At 64.2% G+C, this 17,721-nt stretch carries 16 protein-coding genes and 2 pseudogenes; 10 read left to right on the top strand and 8 right to left on the bottom strand.

Features of this window, described 5'->3' with window-relative positions; all coding sequences use genetic code 11:
- Nucleotides 1-4 precede the first annotated feature (4 nt).
- Nucleotides 5-1,060: a ferredoxin--NADP reductase gene (locus RHO23_RS23805; protein WP_030095771.1), complete on the bottom strand. Its 1,056-nt coding sequence runs from the start codon at nucleotides 1,058-1,060 to the stop codon at nucleotides 5-7.
- Between the two features lie 301 nt (nucleotides 1,061-1,361).
- On the opposite strand from RHO23_RS23805, the gene hsaA reads away from it, so the two are divergent.
- From hsaA to fmdA, 5 genes and pseudogenes are all read left to right on the top strand, one after another.
- On the top strand, nucleotides 1,362-2,549 hold the full coding sequence (hsaA, locus tag RHO23_RS23810) for a 3-hydroxy-9,10-secoandrosta-1,3,5(10)-triene-9,17-dione monooxygenase oxygenase subunit (RefSeq protein ID WP_030095770.1): 1,188 nt from the start codon (nucleotides 1,362-1,364) through the stop codon (nucleotides 2,547-2,549).
- 26 nt (nucleotides 2,550-2,575) lie between these two features.
- Complete coding sequence (hsaC, locus tag RHO23_RS23815) at nucleotides 2,576-3,487, top strand: iron-dependent extradiol dioxygenase HsaC (RefSeq protein WP_030095769.1); 912 nt, start codon at nucleotides 2,576-2,578, stop codon at nucleotides 3,485-3,487.
- On the top strand, nucleotides 3,484-4,050 hold the full coding sequence (gene hsaB, locus RHO23_RS23820) for a 3-hydroxy-9,10-secoandrosta-1,3,5(10)-triene-9,17-dione monooxygenase reductase subunit (RefSeq protein WP_030095768.1): 567 nt from the start codon (nucleotides 3,484-3,486) through the stop codon (nucleotides 4,048-4,050). The genes hsaC and hsaB overlap by 4 nt, the downstream gene beginning before the upstream one ends.
- Before the next feature lie 85 nt (nucleotides 4,051-4,135).
- Nucleotides 4,136-4,417: a zinc ribbon domain-containing protein gene (locus tag RHO23_RS23825; RefSeq protein ID WP_423488424.1), complete on the top strand. Its 282-nt coding sequence runs from the start codon at nucleotides 4,136-4,138 to the stop codon at nucleotides 4,415-4,417.
- A gap of 14 nt (nucleotides 4,418-4,431) precedes the next feature.
- Nucleotides 4,432-5,689 (top strand): annotated as a pseudogene (fmdA, locus tag RHO23_RS23830) (formamidase).
- 7 nt (nucleotides 5,690-5,696) lie between these two features.
- Here the strand turns inward: fmdA and RHO23_RS23835 are convergent.
- Together RHO23_RS23835 and RHO23_RS23840 are read right to left on the bottom strand one after the other, a co-directional pair.
- Nucleotides 5,697-6,809 (bottom strand): agmatine deiminase family protein, encoded by a 1,113-nt coding sequence (locus tag RHO23_RS23835; protein ID WP_423488425.1) that lies wholly within the window; start codon nucleotides 6,807-6,809, stop codon nucleotides 5,697-5,699.
- 120 nt (nucleotides 6,810-6,929) lie between these two features.
- Nucleotides 6,930-8,204: a hypothetical protein gene (locus RHO23_RS23840; RefSeq protein WP_057967111.1), complete on the bottom strand. Its 1,275-nt coding sequence runs from the start codon at nucleotides 8,202-8,204 to the stop codon at nucleotides 6,930-6,932.
- A gap of 144 nt (nucleotides 8,205-8,348) precedes the next feature.
- On the opposite strand from RHO23_RS23840, the pseudogene arr reads away from it, so the two are divergent.
- Nucleotides 8,349-8,774: pseudogene (gene arr, locus RHO23_RS23845) on the top strand (NAD(+)--rifampin ADP-ribosyltransferase).
- A gap of 27 nt (nucleotides 8,775-8,801) precedes the next feature.
- On the opposite strand, the gene RHO23_RS23850 reads toward arr, so the two are convergent.
- From RHO23_RS23850 to RHO23_RS23870, 5 genes are read right to left on the bottom strand one after another with little or no spacing between them, the layout of a single operon-like run.
- Complete coding sequence (locus RHO23_RS23850) at nucleotides 8,802-9,176, bottom strand: DoxX family protein (protein WP_030095763.1); 375 nt, start codon at nucleotides 9,174-9,176, stop codon at nucleotides 8,802-8,804.
- Between the two features lie 22 nt (nucleotides 9,177-9,198).
- The gene (locus RHO23_RS23855) at nucleotides 9,199-10,152 is read right to left on the bottom strand and encodes an acyl-CoA dehydrogenase IpdE2 (RefSeq protein WP_057967109.1); all 954 of its coding nucleotides are present in this window, start codon (nucleotides 10,150-10,152) and stop codon (nucleotides 9,199-9,201) included.
- Nucleotides 10,149-11,102: an acyl-CoA dehydrogenase family protein gene (locus RHO23_RS23860; protein ID WP_057967108.1), complete on the bottom strand. Its 954-nt coding sequence runs from the start codon at nucleotides 11,100-11,102 to the stop codon at nucleotides 10,149-10,151. The genes RHO23_RS23855 and RHO23_RS23860 overlap by 4 nt, the downstream gene beginning before the upstream one ends.
- A complete protein-coding gene (locus tag RHO23_RS23865; RefSeq protein WP_057967107.1) occupies nucleotides 11,099-12,250 on the bottom strand; it encodes an acyl-CoA dehydrogenase family protein in 1,152 nt (383 codons plus the stop codon). The genes RHO23_RS23860 and RHO23_RS23865 overlap by 4 nt, the downstream gene beginning before the upstream one ends.
- Nucleotides 12,250-13,821: a FadD3 family acyl-CoA ligase gene (locus RHO23_RS23870; protein WP_423489288.1), complete on the bottom strand. Its 1,572-nt coding sequence runs from the start codon at nucleotides 13,819-13,821 to the stop codon at nucleotides 12,250-12,252. The genes RHO23_RS23865 and RHO23_RS23870 overlap by 1 nt, the downstream gene beginning before the upstream one ends.
- A 99-nt stretch (nucleotides 13,822-13,920) precedes the next feature.
- Here RHO23_RS23870 and ipdE1 point away from each other — a divergent pair, with 99 nt between their 5' ends.
- From ipdE1 to fadA6, 4 genes are read left to right on the top strand one after another with little or no spacing between them, the layout of a single operon-like run.
- The gene (ipdE1, locus tag RHO23_RS23875; RefSeq protein WP_057967125.1) at nucleotides 13,921-15,063 is read left to right on the top strand and encodes an acyl-CoA dehydrogenase IpdE1; all 1,143 of its coding nucleotides are present in this window, start codon (nucleotides 13,921-13,923) and stop codon (nucleotides 15,061-15,063) included.
- Nucleotides 15,064-15,852, top strand: coding sequence for a (5R,7aS)-5-hydroxy-7a-methyl-1-oxo-2,3,5,6,7,7a-hexahydro-1H-indene-carboxyl-CoA reductase (ipdF, locus tag RHO23_RS23880; RefSeq protein WP_057967105.1), 789 nt, complete (start codon nucleotides 15,064-15,066; stop codon nucleotides 15,850-15,852).
- Between the two features lie 52 nt (nucleotides 15,853-15,904).
- Nucleotides 15,905-16,537, top strand: coding sequence for a TetR/AcrR family transcriptional regulator (locus RHO23_RS23885; protein ID WP_057967104.1), 633 nt, complete (start codon nucleotides 15,905-15,907; stop codon nucleotides 16,535-16,537).
- A 23-nt stretch (nucleotides 16,538-16,560) separates the two neighbouring features.
- Complete coding sequence (fadA6, locus tag RHO23_RS23890) at nucleotides 16,561-17,709, top strand: steroid 3-ketoacyl-CoA thiolase FadA6 (RefSeq protein ID WP_057967103.1); 1,149 nt, start codon at nucleotides 16,561-16,563, stop codon at nucleotides 17,707-17,709.
- Nucleotides 17,710-17,721: the final 12 nt, after the last annotated feature.

Here is a 17,721-nt window from a genome sequence, read left to right on the forward strand (position 1 = left end):
GCGTTCACTCATCAAAGGTGACGTTGACATCGTCGGTCTCGGGAACCGCCTGGCACGCCAGGATGTACCCGTCATCGAGGTCGTTCTGCGACAGCGCGTCGTTGACGAGCATGCGGACCTTGCCGTCCTTCAAGATGCAGGCGCAGGTCATGCAGTGCCCCTCGCGGCAAGAGAACGGTGCGTCCAGTCCCTTTGCGAGTAGGACGTCGAGCAGGACGGTGCTCCGGGGCCAGCTGACCGTGTGGGTCTCACCGTCGAGTTCGACGGTGGCCGTGGCAGGCGGTTCATCGTCGTCAGAGGGCTCGGCCAGCACCACCTCGGCGAACGGGTCGCTCTCCAGGGAACGGAAAACCTCGACGTGCACGCGCTCCTCAGGCATGCCGTTGCCCTTGAGCGCGGCCTCCGAGGCGTCCATGAACGGCCCGGGGCCGCAGATGAAGGCCTCGTGTCCGGCCGCGAACGGGGCGGCCAAAGTGGCCAGGGTTTGTTGTGAGGGCAGCCCCTGGACCGATTCGAGCCAATGGATGACGGTCAACCGATCCGGATATTGCGCCGTCAGTTCGCGAAGTGCCGCACCGAAGATCACCGACCGCTCGTCGCGGTTGGCGTAGATGAGCACCACCTTGCCGCTGCCCTGTGAGAGTGCGGACTTGCAGATCGCCATCATCGGGGTGATGCCGCTACCGGCGGCCAGCAGCAGGAAGTCACGATCGAGTTCTTTGGGGACGAATACTCCGGAGGGCGCCAGGACGTGCATGTGCATGCCAGCATGCGCGTTATCGCAAAGCCAATTGGACCCGTAACCATCGACGGTGCGTTTGACCGTGACAGTCAACCGCTCGTCGATATGCGGTGAGCTGGACAGCGAGTAGCAGCGTGCCACCGATCCAGTGCGATCGGAGGGAATGCGCAGCGTCAGGTACTGGCCGGGTGTGTACGCGAACTTGTCGGCCGCGTCCTCGGGGATATCGAAGACCAGCGACCGGGAGTCGGCGGTCTCGTCGATCACCTCGGCGATGCGAACCTCGAGGACGTGTTTCCCCAGCGGAACGTCCGTCACGTGATTTCCTCCGTCAGTTGTACGTCGCCCGGGGGCGATGAGCCGCTTGCGCGAAGAGCCGCCAGCTTCGTGGAACTAGAACAGGTTACAGAATTGACCTTTGGCCCTACAACACCGTCGTCGCTTCGTTCCAGATGAGCCCGCCTTCCTGGGGTAGGCGAGGCGGTGTCGACACAGATCGAAACGTGTTCTAGTCTCAGCAGGGAACACGCGCTACCACCGTGGGTGTACAGCGGGTGTCGCGAACTACTAGCCCTAGTTTGTGCCGACTGATGCTAACTACAGCAGTGGAGGAAATGCAGTGACGACGACCGAACAGCGGGACGAGATTCAGGCGGTTCTCGCAGGAATTGACGACCTGCTGCCGATCCTGCGCAAGCGCGCGCAGGAGACCGAGGACCTGCGGCGTCTGCCTGACGCCACGGTCGCCGAACTGCAGGAGATCGGCTTCTTCAAGCTGCTGCAGCCCTCGCAGTGGGGTGGGTACGAGACCGCCCCCACCACCTTCTACGAGGCGGTGCGTCGTTTGGGCAGCGCCTGTGGCTCCACCGGTTGGGTCTCCTCGATCATCGGCGTGCACAACTGGCACCTGGCCCTGTTCGACCAGAAGGCGCAGGAGGAGGTGTGGGGCGACGACACTAACGTGCGCGTGTCCTCCTCGTACGCGCCGATGGGTGCCGGCGTCGTCGTCGACGGCGGGTACCTGGTCAACGGCGCGTGGAACTGGTCCTCGGGTTGTGACCACGCCACCTGGGCTTTCCTCGGTGGCCCTGTGATCAAGGACGGCCGTCCGGTCGACTTCGGTAGCTTCCTGATCCCGCGTACCGAGTACCGGATCGACGACGTGTGGAACGTCGTGGGTCTGCGTGGCACCGGCAGCAACACCGTCGTCGTCAAGGACGTGTTCGTGCCGTCGCACCGCTTCCTGTCGTACAAGAAGATGAACGACCAGACAGCCGGTGGCTACGAGACCAACACGGCACCCGTGTACAAGATGCCTTGGGGCACCATGCATCCCACCACCATCACCGCGCCGATCATGGGCATGGCATACGGCGCCTACGACGCCCACGTCGAGGCCCAGGGCAAGCGGGTGCGCGCGGCGTACGCCGGTGAGAAGGCCAAGGATGATCCGTTCACCAAGGTGCGGGTGGCCGAGGCGGCCAGTGATATCGACGCCGGGTGGCGCCAATTGATCGGGAATGTGGGCGACGAGTACAAGCTCATCTCGGCAGGCCAGGAGGTTCCGTTCGAGCTGCGCGCCGCGGCCCGCCGCGACCAGGTGCGTGCCACCGGCCGGGCGATCGCCTCGATCGATCTGCTGTTCGAGAACTCCGGTGCTACTGCGCTGTCCAATGACGCTCCGGTTCAGCGATTCTGGCGTGATGCCCACGCCGGTCGTGTGCACGCTGCCAACGACGCCGAGCGGGCTTACCAAATCTGGGGTAACCACGCCTTCGAGCTGCCCGCCACCGACACAATGGTTTAACGCCGGGTATTAGGAGGAATCCGAGAATGGACGCCATCCGCTCACTGGGATACATGCGCATCGAGGCCACCGACATGGCGGCCTGGCGTGAGTACGGGCTCAAGATCCTCGGCATGGTCGAAGGCAAGGGCACGGTTGACGGTGCGCTGTACCTGCGCATGGACGACTTCCCCGCCCGTCTGGTGATTTTCCCCGGACAGCACGACCGACTGTCGGTTACCGGGTGGGAAGCCGCCAACGCTGCCGGACTACAGCAGGTCCGGGAGGCGCTGGAAGCCAACGGCACTCCGTACAAGGAGGGCACCGCGCAGGAGAAGGCCGAGCGCCGTGTCGATGAGCTGATCATCTTCGAGGATCCTTCGGGCAACATCCAAGAGGTGTTCCACGGTGTTGCCCTGGAACACCGCCGGGTGGTGAGCCCGTACGGGCACAAGTTCGTCACCGAGGAGCAGGGCCTGGGTCACGTGGTGCTGTCGACCAAGAACGACGCCGAGTCGCTGCATTTCTACCGAGATGTACTGGGGTTCAAGCTGCGTGACTCCATGCGGCTCCCACCGCAGATGCTGGGCCGTCCCGCCGACGGCGAGCCGGCCTGGCTGCGCTTCTTCGGCTGCAACCCGCGCCACCACAGCCTGGCGTTCTTGCCGATGCCAACCCCGAGCGGGATCGTGCACCTCATGGTCGAGGTGGAGAACTCCGACGATGTGGGCCTGTGCCTGGACCGTGCATTGCGTCGCAAGGTGCCGATGTCGGCCAGCTTGGGGCGACATGTCAACGACTTGATGCTGTCCTTCTACATGAAGACACCGGGCGGATTCGACATCGAATTCGGTTGTGAGGGACGCCAGGTCGAAGACGAGTCCTGGGTTGCGCGGGAGAGTACCGCGGTTAGCTTGTGGGGCCACGACTTCACCATCGGTGCGAAGCTGAACCAGTGACGGCTATTGACCCGCGGGCGTTCCGGAATGTGCTGGGGCAGTTCTGCACCGGCGTCACCATCATCACCACAACGCACGACGGCGAGCCGGTGGGGTTTGCGTGCCAGTCGTTCGCGGCGCTCTCGTTGGAGCCGCCGCTGGTGCTGTTCTGCCCGACAAAGCAGTCGCGATCCTGGGCTGCTATCGAGGCATCGGGCAAGTTCTGCGTAAACGTGCTGGCCGAGGACCAGCGTGAGGTCTCGGCACGGTTCGGCTCACGAGAGCCGGACAAGTTCGCTGGAATAGATTGGCATCCATCGGGTCTCGGATCGCCGATCATCGACGGGTCGCTGGCGCACATCGACTGCGAGGTCGCCACCGTCCACGACGGCGGGGACCATTGGGTGGTGTTCGGGTCTGTCAACGAACTGAGTGAGATCCCCGAGAAGCCGACGGCCACTCGGCCACTGCTGTTCTACCGAGGGCAGTACACCGGCATCGAGCCGGACAAGACCACGCCCGCCGATTGGCGCAATGACCTGGAGGCGTTCCTCACCGCTACCACCGAGGACACCTGGTTGTAACCGGCCTGCCATCGATTTCCTCTGCGGGCCTGGCCGATCCGGCGTAACGTCTCAGATCCAGGTGTTACCTCGGTGAGGGCGGGTCATGGCGTTGTACGAGTATCGCTGCACGAGTTGCGGCAGTACGTCGCGCAATTTTCCCTTGGCGACCGCCCCCGATAGCGTGTCCTGCCCCGGCTGCCCTGAATCGGCACGCCGGGTTTTCGGCATAGCCGGGATGAGCCGGGGCGCCTCGTCTCGCATGCGTCTGCTTGACGACACCCAGCGCAGCGCCAGTGAGCCGTCCGTGGTGGCGGCGTTGCCCACCGCGCGCCGGACGATTCCCGTGACATCAAATCCCTTGCATCGCAAGTTGCCTCGCCCCTGACCGGAAGGATTGCCATGCCCGAAGTGTTGTTCCCGTTGGATTCGAGCAAGAAGTTCACCGAACAACAGATCGTCGGGCATAACCGGTGGCACCCCGATATTCCGCCGGCTGCCGTCGTCAAACCCGGTGCTTCATTCCGGGTGCATTGCCGCGAATGGTTCGACGGTGCGATCCACAATGACGACTCCGCCGACGACATCCGTGACGCACCACTGACCACCGTGCACGCACTGTCGGGGCCGCTCTCGGTGGAGGGCGCTCAGCCAGGGGACCTGCTGATCGTCGACATTCTCGATGTGGGCCCGATTCCGCAGGAAGACTCCGGGCCACTGGCCGGGCAGGGCTGGGGTTACACCGGCGTCTTCCCGACGACCAACGGTGGCGGATTCCTCACGGAGCAGTTTCCCGATGCCTACAAGGCGATTTGGGACTTCTCAGGTCAAACCGCAACCTCGCGACATATCCCTGGGGTCAGCTTCACGGGGATTGTGCATCCCGGGCTGATGGGGACGGCGCCGTCGGCGGAATTGCTGGCGCGTTGGAATGCGCGCGAGGGCGCGTTGATCGCTACTGACCCCTATCGTGTTCCCGCACTGGCTCTTCCGCCAGAACCCCGGGATGCCGTACTCGGTGGGCTTACCGGCGACGCCTTTGACAGGGCGGCGGCGGAGGCGGCTAGGACCGCGCCGCCCAGGGAGAATGGCGGCAATCAGGACATCAAGAATCTGACCAAAGGTAGCCGGGTGTTCTACCCGGTGTTCGTGCCGGGCGGAAAGCTGTCGGTGGGCGACCTGCATTTCTCGCAGGGAGATGGCGAGATCACGTTCTGCGGAGCCATTGAGATGGGTGGCTTCATCGATCTGCACGTCGATGTGCTCAAGGGCGGCATGGACACCTACGGGGTGTCGGAGAACGCGATCTTCATGCCGGGTAACACCGACCCTCAGTACTCGCAATGGCTGGCCTTCTCGGGAACCTCGGTCACTCTCGACGACGAACAACGCTATCTGGATTCGCATTTGGCGTATCAGAGGGCCTGTCTGCACGCTATCGATTACCTGACCAAGTTCGGCTACAGCCCGGAGCAGTCCTATCTCCTGCTGGGCGCAGCACCCATCGAGGGTCGACTGTCGGGTGTCGTCGATATCCCGAATTCCTGTGCCACTGTGTATATCGCCGACGGCGATCTTCGACTTTCCGGTGACGCCGTCCGCGACGGGGCCAGTGCGAATCGATCCCGGGTCCGGCGCGCCGCGTTCGGTGGCAAGCTGAGGGCGGCCTACCGCGGTTCCTGCTGGGTGGCGCAGTGGATGCCGCCGCCGCCCGCGGCGATACCGTCGATATCGAGCTGAACCACCCTGCGCCCGGGAAAGACCGCCTCCAGCGTGGATTTGGCCGCCGCGTCGGCGTCCGGGTCTCCGAATTCGGGTGCGATGACGCCGCCATTGCACACATAGAAATTGATGTAACCCGCTGCGAAGTCCTCTGATTCGAAGTCATCGCGGCCCTGCTCGGGTGCCTCGAGTACTTCCACGCGCAGTGCGCGTCCGGCCGCATCCGTTGCCTTTTCGAGGATGTCGAGATGCCGGCGCGTCACGACGTAGTCGAACGAGTCGGGGTCGTTATCCAGCCCTGCGACGACGACGCCCGGTCCGGCGAATCGCGCGTAGAAATCGGTGTGACCGTCCGTGATGTCCATGCCCGCGATGCCCGGTAGCCAAATGATCTTCTGCAGACCAAGCAGACGCGCAAGCTCTGCCTCGACATCCTTTTTGGAGCGTCCCCGGTTGCGGTTGTTGTTGAGCACGCAACTCTCGGTGATGATCGCGGTGCCGTCCCCATCGACCTCGATGCCGCCGCCCTCGAGCACGAGATCGGTGTGAAGGACCCGCACTCCGGCGCGCTTGGCGACCTCGACGGCGACCGTGGCGTCGGAGTCGTGCTTCTGTTTGTCGCCCCAGCCGTTGAAGTTGAAATCGACAGCTGCCTTGCCGGTGTCGTTGCGGACGAACACCGGCCCGCTATCGCGAATCCACAGGTCATCCAGTGGTGCGGGAACCAGTTCCACATTGGGTCCGGCCAGTTGGCGCGCCAGTTCGATCTCCTGCGGTCGCACCAGCATGGACACCGGTTCGAACTGTGCGGTGGCCTGGGCGATCGCACCCAGATTCTGCTGCACCTTTCGGTTGAGCCGCCGGCCCCAGATCTCGTCGCTGGCGCCGAAGGCCATCCAGGTTCGCAGGTGTGGTTCGCCCTCGTCGGGCATGCGCCAGATCTCGCCGTCGCTCACCTCGCCATTATCTTGCGGCTCGTCGGCAGTGTCCGCGCAGGAAGTCAGTGCGAGGCCCGCTGCTACCGCCGTTCCGAGTTGGAGCAGGTGTCGTCGGCGCATATCCAGATTGTGCTACCCCCGGCGGCTGAGCGCCGAAACCAGCCCTTCCGGGGTAGTGACACTGAGTTGCAGGCCGCCGACCGGGCCGAACGACATCGGTGCGCCGTGGTCCCAGCCCCGTTAATCTCCGTACCAACGTCTGCCGTGTTCGGCGTGTGTCGATAGGTAGGCGCCAGGGCCGAAGTGCGTGTCATAGAAACCCAGATCGATGTTCTGAGCCTGCAGATACATCAAGACATGGACGGTCGGAACGGTGCCGGGAATCTTTCCGAAGGTGTCGTAAATGTACGAGGCCTGCGTCGTGACGATCTCCTGGATCGCCTCGGCCGGTAACGCGGCCGCGCGCACCTTGCGTGAATCCGCCCAGGCGCCAGGGGTGTCGGGGTGGAAGGGCCCGCCGGGGCCGTACTTGCGCTCGATGTACTTCTGGACGCCCGCTGCGACCGTCGGCACATGTGGGGGACTGAGGGTTTCGAAGAATCCATCCAGACCGGTGGCATTCGGAAATGGCCACCGATCGTCGTTGTCGGAGCGGAACCCGATACCGGGTGCACGCGGGTCGCCGGAGCCGCCGAGCACCGAAAGCCGGTCGAGCCCGTCGAACATCCAGCCACCCAGTCCGAGTGCTTGAAGGAGGAGTACGCCGTTGTGGGTTGCGGTGGCCAGTTCGGCGCTAGCCTCGGTGAGCGTGTACTGCTCCACAAAAGACAGCGGAATAGGATCGTCGTAATTCCTTAAGCTGCTGAACTTTTCGGTGCCGGGAAGGCTCCGGTTGTTGACGTCGTCGTAGACCAGGTAGCCGTTCGCGGCGAAGAAGGACAGGTTCGCGATCAGATGTTCGGCCAGATCGGCCACCGGGAAGGCCAGCAGGCTCCCCGGGTGATTCCCGATCCAGGTGTTGTGGCCTTCCATGTACGGCTCCTCTCGTGGCAGTTCCAGACGTTTGTCCGAAATCCGCACGTAGGAGTCGGCGGTGTGAGTGATCCAGTCCTCGATGGACGCGAATTCACGAGGGGGTTCATCACGTGTCGGCAGCAGGTAGATCCCGGTGTCATCGGTGAAGAAGAGCTGGCTGGTGTGAAATCCGGCGGCGGAGGGAAAGGTGCGTCCAGTCGCACTGCCGGAGTAGTTCGGGAACGCGGGGGCGTATCCGGGGTGATATGTGATGCCATAGTGCCATCCGGTTACACCCCCAACCACCGAAAGGATCAGTGCGCGTTCGACTTCCGATATCGGTCTAACGGGATGCCCGCTGGTGTAGGCGAGCGGACCGTCGGGAATGCGTCCGCCGAGAGGGAAGCGCCGGGACCGGCGCCCGGTGATCGCTGCCAGCAGTGGGAACGTGGTGACCTGTGCCAGGGCTTCGCGTTCGCGTTCGGATATCTGCAGCGTCATGGATCAAGCCGACCACTGCGCGGTTGCGGGGTCAACCTTTTGGCTTGTCCCCTTTCAAAATATGTCACGAAGGGGGGCTTGCGGCAAGGCCCCCATCGTGACGCACAATCCTGCGACCACGAATTTCGACTGATGGGAACGGGTATGACGATGCCGAACTTTTTCGAGGCGCACGAGTCGGGTGCGTATTTCCATGGCACCAAGGCAGACCTCGAGATAGGCGATCTGTTGACCGCCGGGCATCTGTCGAACTACGAGGAGGGCCGCATCATGAACCACGTCTACGTCACGAGGACACTGATCGGCGCGGGACTCGCCGCCATCATGGCCAAAGGCGAGGGCAGGGGCCATGTCTAGATCGTGGAACCGGAGGGCACCCTGGAAGATGATCCGAACGTGACGGACAAGAAGTTCCCCGGGAATCCGACCCACTCGTACCGCACCCGGGAACCCGTGCGCATCGTTGGCGAGGTTGAGGACTGGAAAGGGCCCCCGCCCAAATTCATGGAAACCTTCCGGGCGGGGCTAGCTGACCTTCAGCGCACGGGAAACGCCGTCATATATGACTGATGAACAAGTGAACAAGATCAAAGACGGCTACGCCGTACGTCGTACCTTGAGGGCCTCGGTGATCATCGGGATCTGCAACGGTAGCCGGGCGATGGCGCCGAGCTTAAGTGGCAGCGGCTTGTCCCACCACTGCCGCGCCATGTTGATGTTCGCGGGGAAGACGGCGATGAACAGGAGCGCCGCGAGCGTACCGCCGAGCCTGCGTGTCTTCGGGGCCAGCAGCAGCGCACCGGTTCCGAGCTCGGCAACACCCGAGGCATACGTGTAGAACCGGGCTTCACCAGGCAGCTGGGCCGGGACGATGTCGTCGAAGGGTTTGGGTGCGACGAAATGTACGACGCCGACGCCGAGGAGCACGGCGGCGAGCCGGTAGGCGGGCCAGGGGCTGGCTTTGGTCTGCATGCCCGGAGTCTAGGCCGGGAACCTACAGTCCCGCGGCGCTCTCCAGGCTTGGGAGCAGCTGACGTGGTGTTCCCAGCAGCAGCGCGCTGCCGTGTGCGCGCTTGAAGTACAGGTGGGCGTCGTGCTCCCAGGTGATGGCGATACCGCCGTGCAACTGGATCGAGTCCGCGGCCACTGCCGAGAGTGCCTCGCTGGCTTTGATTCTCGCTACGGTCGCGGCCTCGGCGGTGAGGTCTTGGATGGACTGGTACACAATGGCGCGTGCGGACTCCACCAGCACATACAGATCGGCCATCCGGTGTTTGAGGGCCTGGAAGCTGCCAATCGTACGGCCGAACTGCACCCGGGTCTTGGTGTATTCGACAGTGAGTTCCAGGGCGCGTGCCGCTGCGCCCACCTGCTCGGCGGCCAGCAGGAGCCCGGCCTTGTCGATCAGTCCTGGGGCAGCGCCGATCGGTTCGTTTCCGCTGACCGCGACTGCGGCGAGTCGGCGGGTGGGATCCATCGTGGACAACGCAGTATCGGTGACGTTCTCCGCTCGGCGTACTTCGTCGCCGTCCAGGGTGAGCACCACATCGGCGATAGCTCCGTTGACGACGTATCCCGGGTCGAAGGCCACCGCACCGATCGATTCACCGGCCGCCAGCGATTCCAGTAGTTCACCCTGGTAGCCGGCCTCGAGGAGGGCCAGCTCCGTCCACAGGGTGCCCATCAGTGGACTGGGCACCAGCCCACGGCCGAGTTCTTCCACCACGACGGCCGCGTCCGCGAGCTCGCCTCCGGCACCGCCCAACTCCTCCGGAACCAGCAACGCTGCCGCTCCGACCTGCTCGCACAGGACGGTCCACAGGTTCTCGTCATAGCCGCGCTCGGATTCCATCGCCTTGCGCACCGCGGCCGAGTCGGCTCGTTTGGTCACCAAAGAACGGACGGTGTCACGCAGCATCTGCCGTTCGTCGTTTGAGGAAGTACTCACAGTGCCTCCAGTACACGCGCACGGTGCCATTCCGGTGTGCCCCACGCCGCCGTCAGCGCCCGCACCTTGAGGATCCACAGAGAAAGGTCGTATTCGGCGGTGAAGCCGATGGCGCCATGAGTCTGTAGAGAAGAGCGCGCGGCAAGGTAGGCGGCCTTGCCGGCGGCAACCTTCGCGGCGCTCACATCGCGAGCGGCGGTGGGGGATTCGTCGGCGAGGGCCAGTGCGGCGCCGTACACCAGCGGGCGCGCCAGCTCCAGAGCGATGTGTACATCGGCCAGTTTGTGCTTGACGGCCTGGTAAGAGCCGATCGGCCGGCCGAACTGGGAACGCTGCTTGGCATACTCCACGGCACGGTCCAGCAGGGCCTGTCCGGCACCGATCAGTTGTGCTGAAATGCCAAGCACACCAAAGTCGATGGCGCGGCTGGTGTCCAGGGAGACACCGCCGCCAGTCGGCGTCACGTCGAACACCCGACGAGTGGCATCGATCGACTCATGCTGGGCACCGGCCTGCCCCTCACGGAGCCCGATGTCATCGGCGATGAGCACCAGACCAGCGACGTCCGCATCGAGCGCACGCGGTGTGACGGGAGGTGCGGCGACCGTAGCAATGAGTTCTCCGGCAGCGAGTTGTGAGGAACGCTCATCCTCCGCGAGCAAGACCGGTGCCACCACGATCGATTCGACAACGGGTCCAGGTACCGCCCACTTGCCCAAGCCCTCGAGAGCGACAACCAGATCGACGGGGTGTGCCCCGATGCCGTCGTACTTCTCGGACACCGCCAGGGCCGTGACGCCAAGGTCAGCCAGCGTTGACCACACGGCCAGCCCGGGCTCATGATTGCCCGTGGCCCACGCGCGCGCTGCGCCGGGAACATCGGCGGCCGACAGGGCGGCATCGATGCTGGCCGCGAAATCCCGCTGCTGAGTGTCCAGATCGAACCTCACTTGGCACCTCCCGTGCGAGCACTTTCCTTGGGCAGGCCAAGAATGCGTTCGGCGATGATGTTGCGCTGAATCTCATTGGTACCCGCATAGATCGGGCCGCCGAGGGAGAACAGGTACCCGTCGGTCCACGGTCCGGTCAGCTCGCCGTCCGCGCCGCGTAGATCGAAGGCCGTCTCGTGCAGAGCGACATCCAATTCGGACCAGAACACCTTGGTGATCGAGGACTCGGCACCTAGCTCGCCGCCGCCCGCCAGCCGGGTCACGGTGCCGAAGGTGTGCAGCCGGTAGGCCTGTGCCGCGATCCAGGCGTCCGCCACACGTTCGGAAGCGAACCCATTGTCCGGAACCGATTTCCACAAGTCCACCAGCCGATCGGCGGTGGCCAGAAAACGGCCGGGGCTGCGCAGCGACATGCCACGCTCATTGCTCGAGGTGCTCATGGCCACGCGCCAGCCGTCGTGCACCCCGCCGATGACGTCCTCGTCGGGAACAAATACGTCGTCCAGGAAGATCTCGGCGAAGCCGGGGTCGCCGTCGAGCTGCGGAATGGGGCGCACCGTGACGCCCTCGGCCTTGAGGTCGAACATGAAGTAGGTCAATCCCTGATGGCGCTGGGCCGTCGGGTCGGATCGGAACAGCCCGAATGCCCTGTCCGCGAAGGGTGCTCGTGAGCTCCAGATCTTCTGACCGGACAGCCGCCAGCCCCCGTCGACCTTGCGGGCGGGGGAGCGCAGCGAGGCCAGGTCACTGCCGGATTCCGGCTCCGACCATGCCTGCGCCCATATCTCCTCGCCGTTGGCCATTTTGGGCAGGATGCGATCCAGCTGGTCCTTGCTGCCATGTGCGAACAACGTCGGGCCCAGCAGGAACATGCCGTTCTGGCTGATGCGCGCCGGGGCGCCCGCCTTGAAGTACTCCTCCTCGAAGATCACCCACTGCAGCAGGGTGACGTCACGACCGCCGTACTCCCTGGGCCAGGACACCGCGGAAAATCCCGCGTCGTACAGGGTGCGTTCCCATTGCCGGTGCGCCACTGCACCTTCCGGGGAGTCGTAGGAGGGCAGCGGCGGGTTCGGGACGTTGGCGGCGAGGAACTCGCGCACCTCCGCCCGGAATGCCTCGGTCTCGTCGTCAAGCAATAGGTCCATTACGCAGACTCCTCATGCATGGCACGCAGGGTGGGTTTGACCACCTTGCCGCCCAGGTTGCGGGGAAGTTCGTCGAGAAACTCGACGAACCGCGGTTTCTTGAAGTTCGCCACATGCTGTGCGCAGTAATCGATTACTGCCTGCGAGTCCAGAGATGCACCGGGCTTGCGCACGATGTACGCCTTACCGACCTCGCCGAGGCGCGCGTCGGGAACACCGATCACGGCGGTATCGGCCACACCCTCCAGGCGCATCAGCACCTGCTCGATCTCGGCGGGATACACGTTGAACCCGCCGCAGATGTACATGTCCTTGAGGCGGTCGGTGATGGTGAGATTTCCGCGCTCGTCGAGCTTTCCGATATCACCGGTGTGCAACCAGCCGTCTGACTCGATGGTCTCGGCGGTGGCCTGCGGATCGTCGAGATAGCCCTTCATGACATTGGCACTACGCAGCAGCACTTCGCCTTCATCGCCGGGTTTCTGCGCGCCGTCGATCCGCAGCTCGTAGCCGATCATCGGGCGCCCGCAGGTGGTCGCGACGGTGACCGCGTCGTCATCGGAGCGGCAGATCGTGGCGAAACCCTGAGTCTCGGTGAGGCCGTAGGCGGTAAGCACCAGATCGAAATCCAGTTCAGATTGCATGCGTTCGATGAGCACCACCGGGACGACGGCCGCACCCGTGACCGAGTACCGCAGCGAGGTCAGGTCGTAGTTCTTGCGTGCCGGATGATCGAGCAGCATCTGGAAGATGGTCGGCGCGCCGGGCAGCACGGTGATCTGGTGCTCCTGGACGGCGGCCATCGCCTTTTCGGGGTCGAAGGTCAGCTGCGGCATGAGTGCCGCGCCGGTCTGCAGGCAGGCCAGGATGCCCGCCTTGTACCCGAAGTTGTGGAAGAACGGATTGACGCAGAGATAGCGGTCGTTTTCGGTGAATTCGCCATAGGTGGCCCAGGCCAGGGAGGCGGCCAGCGGTTGACGGTGCATGCACAGCACGCCCTTGCTGCGCCCGGTGGTGCCGGAGGTGAAAAGGATGTCGCTGATGTCCTCGGAACCCACTGTGTCCCGGCGGGTGTCGATGTCCTCGTCGGTGACGTCGTTTCCGTGCGCCACGAACTCGTCCCAGTTGCACCGGTCGCCGTCCTCCACCGCGACCCGCACGATGTGCCGCAGGTCGGGGAGCGTTGCGGCGTCCAGCTGGGTGATGCGGTCCGAACCGAGGAAGATCCCGACAGAAACCAGCACGCGGGCCTGGCTGCGCTGCAGAATGTCGGTCGCCTCGTCGACGGTGTAGCGGGTGTTCATCGGGACGACGGCGGCGCCCGCGTACTGCGCACCCAGGCAGGCGATGGGCCAGTGCCATGAATTGGGGGACCAGATGGCCACGCGATCGCCGTGCTCGACCCCGAGCGCGATCAGCGCCGCGGAGAAGCGCCGCGCGCGAGTACGAAGTTCTGAGAAGGTCAGCCAGGAGCCGTCCGCATAGAGGGCGTCGCGACCGCCGAAACGGGCCGCTGCCTGGTCCAATGCTGCCGGGATGGTGAGTTCGGGTGTCTGCTGCGCCGACTCCATACGCGTCCGACCCACCTTCCAATAACAAGCAAGTGCTTGGTAGGTTAGCCTACAGGTGTGGGTGAGTTCCAAGCGGCTTCCGAGCGTCCGTTGTCGGAGATATCCGACGATCAGGTGCGTGCCGAGATCCGGGAATGGCTGGCCGAGAACCTTGTCGGCGAGTTCGCCGAGCTGAAGGGCCTGGGCGGCCCGGGTAGCGAGCACGAGGCGTTCGAAGAGCGCCTCGCCTGGAACCGTCACCTGGCTGCCGCGGGCTGGACCTGCCTGGGCTGGCCGGTCGAGCACGGCGGTCGCGGAGCCACCGTGAGCCAGCGCGTCATCTTCTATGAGGAGTACGCGCGCGCCGAGGCGCCGCACAAGGTCAATCACCTGGGCGAGGAGCTGCTCGGACCGACACTCATCGCCTACGGCACCCCCGAGCAGCAGCAGCGCTTCCTTCCGGCCATCCGCGATGTCACCGAGCTGTGGTGTCAGGGATACTCGGAGCCCGGCGCGGGGTCAGACCTTGCGAACGTATCCACCACTGCGGTGCTTGACGGTGATGAATGGGTGATCAACGGGCAGAAGGTGTGGACCTCGCTTGCGCTGCAATCGCAGTGGTGCTTCGTGGTCGCGCGTACCGAACCCGGATCGACGCGACACAAGGGCCTCTCGTATCTTCTGGTGCCCCTTGATCAGCCAGGTGTCGAGATCCGTCCGATCATCCAGCTGACCGGCACCTCGGAGTTCAACGAGGTGTTCTTCGACGGTGCGCGCACTGCCGCCGATCTGGTGGTCGGTGAGCCGGGCGATGGCTGGCGGGTCGCTATGGGCACCCTGACCTTTGAGCGTGGTGTCTCGACCCTGGGTAACCAGATCACTTATGCCCGTGAGCTTTCGAGGCTTGCCGAACTGGCCAAGTCCAACGGCTCGGCGGACGACCCTGCGATCCGCGAGCGCCTGGCCCAGGCTTATGTCGGGCTTCGTACCATGCGGGCCTACGCGCTGGCCACCATGGACGAGGAGCGCCCCGGCCAGGACAATGTGTCAAAGCTGTTGTGGGCCAACTGGCATCGTGATCTGGGCGAGCTGGCGATGGAGATCATCGGAAAGTCGACCCTGTTGACCGATGACGGCGAGATGGACGAATGGCAGCGTCTATTCCTCTTCTCTCGTGCCGACACGATTTATGGCGGCTCCAATGAGATCCAACGCAACATCATCTCCGAGCGGGTGCTCGGACTACCCAGAGAGGCGCGCTAAGTGAGCTTGTCCCAGGCACCGAAAGAGATTGACGGACACGGTCTTCTGAAAGGCAAGGCCGTCGTCGTGACCGCGGCCGCCGGAACCGGGATCGGCTCGTCGACCGCGCGCCGTGCTCTGGCCGAGGGAGCCGACGTGGTCGTTTCCGACTACCACGAGCGCCGCCTCACCGAGACGCGTGACGAGCTCGCGGCACTCGGGCTTGGCAAGGTGGCCGCAGTGGTGTGTGATGTCACCTCTACCGAGGCCGTCAACGCACTCATCGTCGAATCCGTTGCCGCACTGGGCCGTATCGATGTACTGGTGAACAACGCCGGGCTCGGCGGTGAGACTCCCGTCGCCGATATGACCGATGAGCAGTGGGACCGGGTTCTCGACGTCACCTTGACCTCCACGTTCCGCGCGACCCGTGCGGCCCTGCGGTACTTCCGCGAGGCCGGTCACGGCGGTGTCATCGTCAACAACGCGAGCGTGCTGGGCTGGCGCGCGCAGTACGGACAATCGCATTACGCCGCGGCCAAGGCCGGCGTCATGGCGCTCACGCGATGCAGCGCCATCGAGGCCGTCGAGCATGGCGTACGCATCAACGCGGTAGCCCCGAGCATTGCCCGGCACAAGTTCCTCGACAAGGTGACGTCCTCGGATCTGCTGGACAAGCTGTCCTCCGATGAGGCATTCGGTCGCGCCGCCGAGCCGTGGGAGATTGCCTCCACCATCGCCTTCCTGGCCAGCGATTACTCGAGCTATCTGACCGGTGAGGTCATCTCGGTGTCCAGCCAGCGGGCGTGACATGCGCCATTAAGCGGTGACCAAACAAGCGCTTGGTTGATACAGTAGGGAGGTGGACAAGGTGGCAGAAGTGCGAGAGTCGGACGCTCTTCGCTCAAGCGGTGCATCGCAGCCGTCGCGACGTGACGAACTGCTGAGCCTTGCGGCCGCCATGTTCGCAGAGCGCGGCCTGCGCGCCACCACGGTGCGCGACATCGCCGATGCCGCCGGAATTCTGTCAGGCAGCCTCTATCACCACTTCGATTCCAAAGAGGCGATCGTCGACGAACTGCTGCGCGACTTCCTCGAGGGACTCTTCGCCCGGTATCGCGAGATTGCCGCGGCCAACCTGAATCCCGTCGACACGCTTAAGGGCCTGTTCCTGGCCTCGTTCGACGCGATCGAAACCAAGCACGCACAGGTCGCCATCTACCAGGCGGAAGCACCTCGGTTGCTGTCGCAGGAGCGGTTCGCCTATCTGAACGAACTCAACACTGAGCAGCGCGAGTTATGGCTCGAAGTGCTGCGCGACGGCATCGCCCAGGGCTACTTCCGTCCCGATCTTGATGTGGCAGTGGTGTACCGGTTCATCCGCGACGCAACATGGGTATCGGTGCGCTGGTTCCGTCCGGGCGGTTCGCGCACGGCGCAGGAAGTCGCCGAACAGTACCTTTCGATAGTCCTCGGCGGGATTACCGTCGATTAGTCTGGGAAATAAGGAGATTCACCATGTCTGAGGCGTACATCATTGACGCTGTGCGTACCGCTGTCGGTAAGCGCAACGGCTCACTGTCCACGGTGCACCCGCTGGATCTGGGTGCAGCCACCTTCAAGGGGCTCTTCGACCGCGTCGACGTCGACCCCGACGCCATCGATGACGTGATCATGGGTGTCCTGGACGCCATCGGTGGGCAGGCCGGCAATGCCGGACGCCTCGCGTGGCTGGCCGGTGGATACCCGGAAGAGGTGCCGGGCTGCACCGTTGACCGCCAGTGCGGATCGAGCCAGCAGGCCATTTCCTTTGCCGCGCAGGCCGTTATGTCCGGTACCGCGGACCTGGTGGTGGCCGGTGGCTTCCAGAACATGAGCCAGATTCCGATCTCTGCCGCGATGATCGTCGGCAAGGAGTACGGATTTACTTCGCCCACAGCAGAATCCGAAGGCTGGCTGCACCGCTATGGCGATCAGGAAATCTCCCAGTTCCGCGGCGCGGAGATGATCGCCGAGAAGTGGGACATCAGCCGCGAGGAGATGGAGCAGTTCGCGCTCTCCAGCCATGAGCGGGCTTTTGCCGCGATCCGCAACGGACACTTCGACAATGAGATCATCCCGGTCGGCGACTTCCGCGTCGACGAGGGTCCGCGCGAGAGCACGCTGGAGAAGATGGCGGGGCTCAAGACCCTCGTCGATGGGGGCCGGCTCACGGCAGCGCTGGCCAGCCAGATCTCGGACGGTGGTAGCGCGACGCTGGTCGCCTCGGAAAGCGCCGTGAAGGCGCACGGGCTGAAGCCACGCGCACGTATTCACCACATCAGCGCCCGGGGCGACGACCCGGTGTTTATGTTGACCGGCCCCATCCCCGCCACCAAGTACGCGCTGGCCAAGACCGGCCTGACGATGGACGATATCGACGTTGTCGAGATCAACGAGGCCTTCGCCCCCGTGGTGTTGGCATGGGCCAAGGAGCTGGATGTCGACCTGAAGAAGGTCAACCCCAACGGCGGCGCAATCGCGCTGGGTCACCCGCTGGGGGCCACCGGCGCCAAGTTGTTCGCCACCATGCTCAACGAGCTGGAGCGCACCGGCGGCAAGTACGGTCTGCAGACGATGTGTGAGGGCGGCGGCACCGCCAACGTCACCATCATCGAGCGCCTCTGAGCGCCTCGCGGG

It is taken from the genome of Mycobacteroides sp. PCS013 (assembly GCF_049532645.1).
Classification (GTDB): domain Bacteria; phylum Actinomycetota; class Actinomycetes; order Mycobacteriales; family Mycobacteriaceae; genus Mycobacterium; species Mycobacterium gwanakae.